The sequence below is a fragment of the Exiguobacterium sp. BRG2 genome (genome assembly GCF_031844245.1).
GTDB lineage: Bacteria > Bacillota > Bacilli > Exiguobacteriales > Exiguobacteriaceae > Exiguobacterium_A.
Window position 1 is genome coordinate 1 of sequence record NZ_JAUZUW010000021.1, and the last position, 8,472, is coordinate 8,472.

General features: G+C 47.4%; 10 protein-coding genes and 10 tRNA genes. 19 read left to right on the forward strand and 1 reads right to left on the reverse strand.

What is annotated here, in order from left to right:
• Positions 1 to 31: 31 nt before the first annotated feature.
• Positions 32 to 772: a rhomboid family intramembrane serine protease gene (locus Q9R23_RS15735; protein WP_311247413.1), complete on the reverse strand. Its 741-nt coding sequence runs from the start codon at positions 770 to 772 to the stop codon at positions 32 to 34.
• A gap of 68 nt (positions 773 to 840) precedes the next feature.
• Here Q9R23_RS15735 and acpS point away from each other — a divergent pair, with 68 nt between their 5' ends.
• From acpS to Q9R23_RS15830, 19 genes are all read left to right on the forward strand, one after another.
• The gene (gene acpS, locus Q9R23_RS15740; protein WP_056059916.1) at positions 841 to 1,197 is read left to right on the forward strand and encodes a holo-ACP synthase; all 357 of its coding nucleotides are present in this window, start codon (positions 841 to 843) and stop codon (positions 1,195 to 1,197) included.
• A gap of 1 nt (position 1,198) precedes the next feature.
• Positions 1,199 to 2,272 carry an alanine racemase gene (gene alr / locus Q9R23_RS15745; protein WP_214856621.1) on the forward strand — a complete coding sequence of 358 codons (1,074 nt, stop codon included), beginning with the start codon at positions 1,199 to 1,201 and terminating at the stop codon, positions 2,270 to 2,272.
• A 139-nt stretch (positions 2,273 to 2,411) separates the two neighbouring features.
• The gene (locus tag Q9R23_RS15750) at positions 2,412 to 2,636 is read left to right on the forward strand and encodes a hypothetical protein (RefSeq protein ID WP_023469624.1); all 225 of its coding nucleotides are present in this window, start codon (positions 2,412 to 2,414) and stop codon (positions 2,634 to 2,636) included.
• 3 nt (positions 2,637 to 2,639) lie between these two features.
• Positions 2,640 to 2,990 (forward strand): type II toxin-antitoxin system PemK/MazF family toxin, encoded by a 351-nt coding sequence (locus tag Q9R23_RS15755; protein WP_023469623.1) that lies wholly within the window; start codon positions 2,640 to 2,642, stop codon positions 2,988 to 2,990.
• Positions 2,991 to 3,183: 193 nt separating this feature from the next.
• The gene (locus Q9R23_RS15760) at positions 3,184 to 3,510 is read left to right on the forward strand and encodes an STAS domain-containing protein (protein ID WP_029342841.1); all 327 of its coding nucleotides are present in this window, start codon (positions 3,184 to 3,186) and stop codon (positions 3,508 to 3,510) included.
• Complete coding sequence (gene rsbW / locus Q9R23_RS15765; protein ID WP_035412210.1) at positions 3,507 to 3,989, forward strand: anti-sigma B factor RsbW; 483 nt, start codon at positions 3,507 to 3,509, stop codon at positions 3,987 to 3,989. The genes Q9R23_RS15760 and rsbW overlap by 4 nt, the downstream gene beginning before the upstream one ends.
• Entirely contained in the window at positions 3,955 to 4,752 is a 798-nt protein-coding gene (gene sigB, locus Q9R23_RS15770) for an RNA polymerase sigma factor SigB (RefSeq protein WP_023469620.1), read from the forward strand. The genes rsbW and sigB overlap by 35 nt, the downstream gene beginning before the upstream one ends.
• A 63-nt stretch (positions 4,753 to 4,815) precedes the next feature.
• Positions 4,816 to 6,936: a Tex family protein gene (locus Q9R23_RS15775; RefSeq protein WP_311247414.1), complete on the forward strand. Its 2,121-nt coding sequence runs from the start codon at positions 4,816 to 4,818 to the stop codon at positions 6,934 to 6,936.
• Positions 6,933 to 7,373 (forward strand): SprT family protein, encoded by a 441-nt coding sequence (locus tag Q9R23_RS15780; RefSeq protein WP_290753372.1) that lies wholly within the window; start codon positions 6,933 to 6,935, stop codon positions 7,371 to 7,373. The genes Q9R23_RS15775 and Q9R23_RS15780 overlap by 4 nt, the downstream gene beginning before the upstream one ends.
• Positions 7,374 to 7,522: 149 nt before the next feature.
• A tRNA-Asn gene (locus Q9R23_RS15785) sits at positions 7,523 to 7,597 on the forward strand.
• A gap of 7 nt (positions 7,598 to 7,604) precedes the next feature.
• Positions 7,605 to 7,696 (forward strand) — tRNA-Ser (locus tag Q9R23_RS15790).
• Positions 7,697 to 7,745: 49 nt separating this feature from the next.
• Positions 7,746 to 7,820: transfer RNA gene (locus tag Q9R23_RS15795), tRNA-Glu, on the forward strand.
• Positions 7,821 to 7,823: 3 nt separating this feature from the next.
• A tRNA-Val gene (locus tag Q9R23_RS15800) sits at positions 7,824 to 7,899 on the forward strand.
• Between the two features lie 36 nt (positions 7,900 to 7,935).
• Positions 7,936 to 8,011 (forward strand) — tRNA-Asp (locus tag Q9R23_RS15805).
• A 4-nt stretch (positions 8,012 to 8,015) separates the two neighbouring features.
• A tRNA-Gln gene (locus tag Q9R23_RS15810) sits at positions 8,016 to 8,087 on the forward strand.
• Between the two features lie 7 nt (positions 8,088 to 8,094).
• Positions 8,095 to 8,170, forward strand: a tRNA-Lys gene (locus tag Q9R23_RS15815).
• 17 nt (positions 8,171 to 8,187) lie between these two features.
• Positions 8,188 to 8,274 (forward strand) — tRNA-Leu (locus tag Q9R23_RS15820).
• Between the two features lie 4 nt (positions 8,275 to 8,278).
• Positions 8,279 to 8,355: transfer RNA gene (locus Q9R23_RS15825), tRNA-Arg, on the forward strand.
• 18 nt (positions 8,356 to 8,373) lie between these two features.
• A tRNA-Ile gene (locus tag Q9R23_RS15830) sits at positions 8,374 to 8,450 on the forward strand.
• Positions 8,451 to 8,472 lie beyond the last annotated feature (22 nt).

The following is an 8,472-nucleotide window of genomic DNA, read 5'->3' on the forward strand; positions in this document are numbered from 1 at the left end:
ATGTAGCGTAGTCCTTTTTTTGTATGCTGGTTTACAGGTAACGGAAGAATAATCCGAGTACAGCAAAGGCGATGATGACATAGAAGAAGATACGACCCAACTGCCCAGAACCGCTTACGAAGACAGGACCACCACTTGTCCGACGACCCGCTTGGAACGGACGTGTGAATGGCACGGCGCGGTTGCCGAAGACGAATCCGAAAAGGAATCCGAGGACGAAACCGTACAAGTGACCGAAGACAGCGACGTTCGATCCAAGTAACGTAAAGACTGCCGTGACTGCAGTGAAGATATACACAAGCCGTGTATCGTCTGCCATGATGACCGTTCGTTTGAAACGACTCAAGTAGACATAAAAACCAAGCAGACCAAGAATGGCACCGGATGCTCCGGCTTGTCCATAGAACGGTTCATTGATTTTCGTGAAGTACGTCAAGACGTTCGCAAGCGTACCGACGAGCAAGTAAAAAGCAGCGAATCGAGTATGCCCGATCATCCGCTCGAGAGGCGGTGCGAAAATGACGAGAGCAAACGTATTGAACGCAATATGCCAAAAATCATAATGCAAGAACGTTGCCGTGACGACACGCCACCATTCACCTTGCCCGATTAAGAGATTGATTGCTGCGCCTGCACTTAAGGGAGAGAACGTCAGATTAAGGAGTCCACCTAACTGTTTGATGACAAACAGGGCGACTTGGATTAAAATGAACAACGAAACGACCGGATAAGAACGTGTGAACGTTTGTAGATTTTCCGTTCGACTAAACATGACAACACCTCGCTTCATCTTCATTCTATATGAAGATGGCGAAGAATAGAACTGTGGAGGCGTCTCGGATGATTTATGGAATTGGGATCGATTTAGTCGAACTAAATCGAATCGAGCAAACGCTCGAGCGACAGCCACGTTTTGCAGGAAGAATTTTGACGCAGGCAGAACAGGAACGATTTCAATCGCTTTCAGGACACCGGCAAATTGAGTACCTGGCAGGTCGCTTCGCCGCAAAGGAAGCGTTCGTTAAAGCATTTGGAACCGGTGTCGGAAAAGAGGTTTCCTGGCAGGACGTCGAAGTTTTAAACGATGAGACCGGACGACCGATCATGAGCGGACCATTCAATGGCGTCATCCATGTCTCGATTACACATTCAGAGCACTACGCGTCTGCGCAAGTCTTATTAGAGAAGAGGGATTAGGATGTATCGACCAACTTGGATTGAAATCGATCGGGAAGCGATCGCACACAATATACGCGAAATTAAAACACGAATGGGCGAGCAACAGGTGATGGCAGTCGTCAAGGCAGACGGCTATGGTCACGGTGCAGTGACAGTCGCTGAGATTGCCCTTGAAAATGGAGCTGATTTACTCGCTGTTGCGCTCCTTGAAGAAGCGATTGAGTTGCGAGAAGCGGGTATCCAAGCGCCGATCCTGATGCTTGAAGCTTTACTGCCGGAGCATGCGCCAGTCGCTTCGAATTACGATGTCGCCGTTCCTGTCTTTTCAGCCGATTGGCTCCAAGAAGCGAAACGGCATCTGACGGAAATCGATCATCTCCGTTTGCATATCAAGGTCGATACCGGGATGGGGCGACTCGGACTGCAGCATGTCGATGAGTTGAAGCATATTTTGGTTGAGTGTAATGATGATCTTGTCGAACTCGAAGGCATCTATACGCATTTCGCAACCGCTGACGAGCTGAACAGTCGATTGTTTGAACGTCAGCTCGAGACATTTTTATCCTATGTCGCGCTAGTACCGGACATTCGTTACGTACATTGTGCTAATTCAGCGGCAGCGATTCGCTTAGCGGGACAAGCGCCGTTTAACGTCGTTCGGGTCGGTATCGCGTTATATGGGGCGATGCCGTCGGATGAGATGGCAGGACATTATGAATTTTTAAAACCAGCGTTTTCACTGAAAAGTCGTCTGATGCAGGTCAAACAAGTCGAACCGGGTCAGACAATCAGTTACGGAGCGACTTATACGGCACCGACAGATGAATGGATCGGTACCGTTCCGATTGGTTATGCAGATGGTTGGTCACGCAAGTTTCAGGGCTATTCACTGATTGTAGACGGTCTACCGTGCGAAATCGTCGGTCGTGTCTGTATGGATCGCTTGATGATTCGTTTACCGCGAGAATATCCGATTGGAACGGAAGTCATCTTGATTGGAGAAGGGGCACCAATCGAGGAAGCGGCCCATTGGCTCGGGACGATCAACTATGAAGTTCTCTGTCAATTCTCGAAACGTGTTCCGCGTCAGTGATTCGCATAAGACATCAATAAGATGGCAAAAATATGTTATTTGTTTGAATTTTGATTGTATTTTCTGAATTCGACTGATATATTGAAGTAGAAAGTGAGTCGTTCGTTAAGGTTTCAGTGAATCTGGAGGTGCCATTATCTTGGTCCAACAACGGGAAATGCAGTTTGTTGAGCGAAATGTAGCGAAGGAGACGATTGGGATGAAGTCGAATCATACGACCGAAGAACGCAAGCGTCAGCTACGTGAGGAATTGAAGCGTGGTTACGAAGAAATGGCAGCAATCAATTTATCGATCGTAGGCGAAATGTTCCAGATTGAAACGGAGGCGGAGTTCTCACTCCTACGTCAAGTAAGCGGGGTGTAAGCTTTGATAGTCAAACGTGGCGACGTTTTTTATGCAAATTTGTCACCTGTGGTCGGATCGGAACAAGGGGGAGTTCGTCCCGTGCTTGTTCTACAAAATGATATTGGTAACCGATTCAGCCCGACAGTCATCGTGGCTGCGATCACGGCACAGATCGACAAAGCCAAACTACCGACCCATGTGGAAGTATATCGAGAGCGACACGGATTAGAACGTGATTCGGTCATCTTACTTGAGCAAATCCGTACAATTGATAAACGCCGTCTAACGGATAAAGTCACACATCTAGATCCGGACACGATGATGAAAGTAAATAGTGCCGTCGCAATCAGCTTAGGCTTGGTTGATTTTTAGGCACTTACATAGAAGCGCAACACAAGAAGAGTCGATACTAGCGTATACGACTTTTTTTGACCTCTTTTTTTAAAAATGGGTTTCAAAGTTTTCTTTACGGGGAAACATACCCAAGTGACCTTTTTATAAAGGGAAGAGGTAGGATGAATAGCAAGACCACATAGACAGATTTTCCTTGAGGAGGAACTTGAAGATGGATTTAACAATTAAAACAGAGCAGCTTGACGGTCAGACGCATCTTTATATCGCAGGTGAGATTGATACGTATACGGCACCAAAGCTTCGCCAAGAATTAGTCCCAGCAGTCGAAACGAATGATGTCATCGTGCACTTGGATGAAGTTCATTATATGGATTCAACAGGTCTCGGTGTGTTCGTCGGTGCCCTCAAAGCAGCGAAAAAGAACGGAACATCGTTCACGCTCGTTGGCGTCTCTGAACGTATCCGTCGTCTATTCGAGATCACAGGTCTTTCAAGCATCATTACAATTGATAGTGGTGTACGAGGTGGAACGCAATGAAGAACGAACAACTGAACATGACATTACCGGCCAAACCGGAATATGTAGCCATCGCTCGTTTGACGGTTTCAGGCGTCGCGAACCGAATGGGGTATACGTACGATGACATCGAAGATATCAAAATCGCTGTCTCAGAAGCATGTGCAAACGCTGTTCAACATGCGTACGAAGGAAAAGAAGATGGTAGTATCGCCTTGACATGCAACGTCTATCCAGATGATCGTCTTGAGATCATCGTTAAAGATAACGGCATTACGTTTGATAAAGATGAGGTCAAACGCCAAAGTGAGCCGATTACGGACGCACACGATCTCGATTCCTTGCATGAAGGAGGACTCGGTATCTTGATGATCGAAGCATTGATGGATCAAGTAACGATCGAGAAAGCGAACGGCGTCACTGTCCATATGACAAAATATATGAATAGAGATGAGGTGGGTCAAAGTGCCAGCAAAGTCTCAACAACGCCATCACAGTGATGATGAAGTACTTCGACTGATTGATTTGTATCAGCAGGACGACCAAGATGAGGAAGTGCATGCGGCATTACTCGAGCGTTATTCAGACTTGGTAGAAGCTTTGGCCCGAAAGTTCTCGCGTGGTCGACCGATTCATGACGATCTCGTTCAGGTCGGTATGATTGGGTTGCTCGCGGCGCTTCGTCGATTCGATAAGGAATTTGGTCGCAGTTTTGAATCGTTTGCTGTACCGACGATCATCGGTGAAATCAAACGTTTCATCCGCGATAAGACATGGAGCGTCCATGTTCCACGTCGCATTAAGGAACTCGGTCCGAAAATTAAGAAGGCAGTCGAGGAATTGACGACGGAGTTGCAACGTTCTCCGCGTATCGATGAAATTGCTGCTCGCCTTGAAGTATCAGAAGAGGAAGTCCTTGAAACACTCGAGATGGGTAAGAGTTATCAAGCTCTCTCCGTCGATAGCTCGATTGAGGCAGATCAGGAAGGTAGTACCGTTACCTTACTCGACCTCGTTGGTAATCAAGAGAATGGCTATGACTCTGTCGATCAGCGTCTGATTCTTGAAAAGGCATTTGCTGTCTTAACGGACCGCGAGCGTTCGATCCTCGAATGTGCCTATTATCGCAATATGAGTCAAAAAGAAACGGGAGAACTACTCGGCATTTCACAAATGCATGTGTCCCGTCTCCAACGACGTGCTTTGCAGAAGTTACGTGAAGCGATTAAAGTTGAACCAAATGAAGTATTCTCAAAAGACTGACCTCGTGTCAGTCTTTTTTCTTTTCCATGCATTCTTCGGTATAATGAATGAGAGGTGAAGCAGATGGAAAAGAGAATCGCAAGTGAATTGAATGTACGTCCTGCTCAAGTGAAGGCAGTCTTACAATTGACGGAAGAAGGCGGTACGATTCCGTTCATCGCCCGCTACCGAAAAGAACAGACAGGTGAACTCGATGAGGTCGCGATTAAAGCGATCCTCGATCGACATAAACAATTAACACAACTTGAAAGTAGACGAAGTGACGTCCTTGAAAAAATCGAGGAACAAGGTGTACTAACGCCGGAACTCCGTCGAACGCTCAATGAAGCGACGACCTTACAACAAGTCGAAGATATTTACTTACCGTTTCGACCAAAACGTCGGACGAAGGCGGAAATTGCACGGGAAGCAGGGCTTGCGCCACTTGCTGACTGGTTACGCGACAAGTCTGCCTATGATGAGGCAACATTTCAGCGTTTGAGCGGTACACTCGATTCGGAAGAAGAACTTGCCGGAGCTCAATCAATCATCGCTGAGGAGTGGGGCGAACAAGCGACGGTGCGTGAGTTCATACGCAAGCAAATACGTCGTTCAGCAGAAATCGTCACGAAACAGAAAAAGGACGCAGTTGATGAAAAAGGTGTCTTTGCACAGTACTATGCTTACAACGAACGGATTCAACAGATCGTTCCGCACCGGATTCTTGCGATCAACCGTGCTGAGTCGTTGAAAATCGTCTCGGTGAAGGTCGTATTAGAGGAACAGCAGGTTTTACCAACGTTACTTCGTTCATATGCACAACTGGCGCCAAAGAAACGTGACATCGTCGAAGCGGCAATCACAACGGGGTATAAAAAATCCGTTTTTCCTGCTATCGAACGAGAAATTCGGAACGAACTGACTGAGAAAGCAGAACTTCAGGCGATTGACGTCTTCGGTAAGAACCTCCGTCAACTCTACATGCAGCCACCGATGAAAGGGAAAGTCATGCTTGGTCTTGATCCGGCTTATCGGACGGGGTGTAAGTGGGCGGTCATTGATCCGACGGGTGAGATGAAGGAAGTCGGTGTCATCTACGTGACGATGTCAGAGCAAAAAGCGAAAGAAGCGCGCCAAACCCTTTCAAAGCTCGTCGACACGTATGGTATTGAATTGATTGCGATTGGCAATGGGACGGCTTCGCGGGAAACAGAAGCATTCGTTGCGGATTGGATGAAGGGGCAGAAAGATATTGCCTTTACGATCGTCGACGAGGCAGGGGCAAGTATTTATTCCGCTTCAGAGATTGCCCGAACGGAGTTTCCGGAGCTTCAAGTCGAACAACGATCCGCAATTTCGATCGCACGTCGCTTGCAGGATCCACTGGCAGAACTCGTCAAAGTCGATCCGCAATCTGTTGGTGTCGGTCAATATCAACATGATGTCTCGCAAACGAAATTGAAGGAGACGCTTGATTTTGTCGTCGAAACGGTCGTCAACCAGGTCGGAGTTGATGTCAATACAGCGTCAGAACCGCTTTTGAGTTACGTCGCAGGAATCACGAAAGCGACGGCGAAAAAAATCGTCGAACGTCGCTCGGAACTTGGAACGTTCAAGACGCGTCAGGAATTATTGAAAGTCCCTCGTCTTGGGGCAAAAGCTTATGAACAGGCAGCTGGATTCCTCCGGATCTTAGATGGAACGCATCCGCTCGACCGGACGCCAATCCATCCGGAGCAGTACAAAACAGTCGAAAGGTTATTCAAGACACTAGGTTTAACGCTCGATCAAGTCGGAACGGATGCACTCCGGGAACAATTGTCCACATTGGCATTACCGGAGATGGCACAGACGCTCGAGATCGGAGAGCCAACGTTACGTGACATCATCGAGGCGTTACAACGTCCGGGACGTGACCCGCGAGAAGCACTCGATAAACCGTTACTTCGTCAAGATGTTCTATCGATGGATATGATTCAAGTCGGGATGGAATTCCAAGGGACGATCCGTAATGTTCTTGATTTTGGTGCGTTCGTTGATATCGGGGTGAAAGAGAATGGATTGATCCATATTTCGAAGCTCAGTCGTAAGCGTGTCAAACATCCACTTGATGTTGTCGCTGTCGGGGATATCGTGACGGTATGGGTGACGAATGTTGAACCGGAGCGAGGACGCATTGGTTTGACGCTGGTTCCGCCGAAATGACGAATGAACAATTACAACGATACGTCGAGCAACTTTCGCTCGACGTATTTTCCTTATCGTTTCGACATGAAGCTTATTTTAACCCACGCCTAAAGACGACAGGTGGTCGCTACTTCTTAGGCGATCATCACTTAGACTTCAATAAACGATACATCGATGACATGAAAGTCTTCCGCGGAATTGTGATTCATGAACTGTGTCACTATCATTTACATCTAGCAGGAATGGGACACCGCCATCAAGATCAAGACTTTAAAGAATGGTTAGAGCGTTACGGTGGGCTCCGATACAGTCCGAGAAGACAAGAAGACGAAAAAAAATCCTATCTTTATGAATGTGAGAAATGCAGTACATTATATAGAAGGAAAAGACGCATGAATACGGAAAAGTATCGATGTGGTCGTTGTCGCGGAAAGATTTTTTACAAAAGTAGTTGACGTTCATTTCGGAGCATGATAAATTATAGAAGTCGTCAAAACGACAGCAACTAAACAACTTATCGTCACTAAAAACTTTTTTAAAAAAGCATTGACGGAAAGAAAAAAAGTTGCTACTATATAAAAGTGTTCCGAACAGAACGTAACGTTCCGCAATAGCTCAGTGGTAGAGCAACCGGCTGTTAACCGGTAGGTCGTAGGTTCAAATCCTACTTGCGGAGCCATTTTTTTGGAGATGTACCCAAGTGGCTATAAGGGGCGCCCCTGCTAAGGGTGTAGGCCGGGAAACTGGTGCGAGGGTTCGAATCCCTCCATCTCCGCCAGACCTCTTATGTGAAAATGTTTCTTGAGAATAATTATTAATTACAAAATGGCCCGTTGGTCAAGCGGTTAAGACACCGCCCTTTCACGGCGGTAACACGGGTTCGAATCCCGTACGGGTCACCATATGGAGGATTAGCTCAGCTGGGAGAGCACCTGCCTTACAAGCAGGGGGTCGGCGGTTCGATCCCGTCATCCTCCACCATTTCTTTTTAAAGAGTTGTTTTCAACTTCAAATTGCGGTCCTGTGGTGTAGCGGTTAACATGCCTGCCTGTCACGCAGGAGATCGCGGGTTCGAATCCCGTCAGGACCGCCATTTTTGGGCTGTAGCCAAGTGGTAAGGCACTGGATTTTGATTCCAGCACGCGAAGGTTCGATCCCTTCCAGCCCAGTTTTTATGTGTCATTAGCTCAGTTGGTAGAGCATCTGACTTTTAATCAGAGGGTCGCAGGTTCGAATCCTGCATGACACACCATTTTTAATTTCATATTTGCGGTCGTGGCGGAATCGGTAGACGCGCTAGGTTGAGGGCCTAGTGGTGGCAACATCGTGGAGGTTCAAGTCCTCTCGACCGCACCATATCGCACCCTTAGCTCAGCTGGATAGAGTACTTGACTACGAATCAAGGGGTCGGGAGTTCGAATCTCTCAGGGTGCACCATATTTTGTTTGCTTTGACGGGCCTATAGCTCAGCTGGTTAGAGCGCACGCCTGATAAGCGTGAGGTCGGTGGTTCGAGTCCACTTAGGCCCACCATTTTCAAAACAAACAATGACGA

Bases quoted from the DNA above. Each gene is read 5' to 3' on its own strand.
- Q9R23_RS15775 (WP_311247414.1), top strand. From the start codon at position 4,816: ATGGAAAAGAGAATCGCAAGTGAATTGAATGTACGTCCTGCTCAAGTG.
- Q9R23_RS15735 (WP_311247413.1), bottom strand. From the start codon at position 772: ATGTTTAGTCGAACGGAAAATCTACAAACGTTCACACGTTCTTATCCG.
- alr (WP_214856621.1), top strand. From the start codon at position 1,199: ATGTATCGACCAACTTGGATTGAAATCGATCGGGAAGCGATCGCACAC.
- Q9R23_RS15780 (WP_290753372.1), top strand. From the start codon at position 6,933: ATGACGAATGAACAATTACAACGATACGTCGAGCAACTTTCGCTCGAC.
- rsbW (WP_035412210.1), top strand. From the start codon at position 3,507: ATGAAGAACGAACAACTGAACATGACATTACCGGCCAAACCGGAATAT.
- acpS (WP_056059916.1), top strand. From the start codon at position 841: ATGATTTATGGAATTGGGATCGATTTAGTCGAACTAAATCGAATCGAG.
- Q9R23_RS15760 (WP_029342841.1), top strand. From the start codon at position 3,184: ATGGATTTAACAATTAAAACAGAGCAGCTTGACGGTCAGACGCATCTT.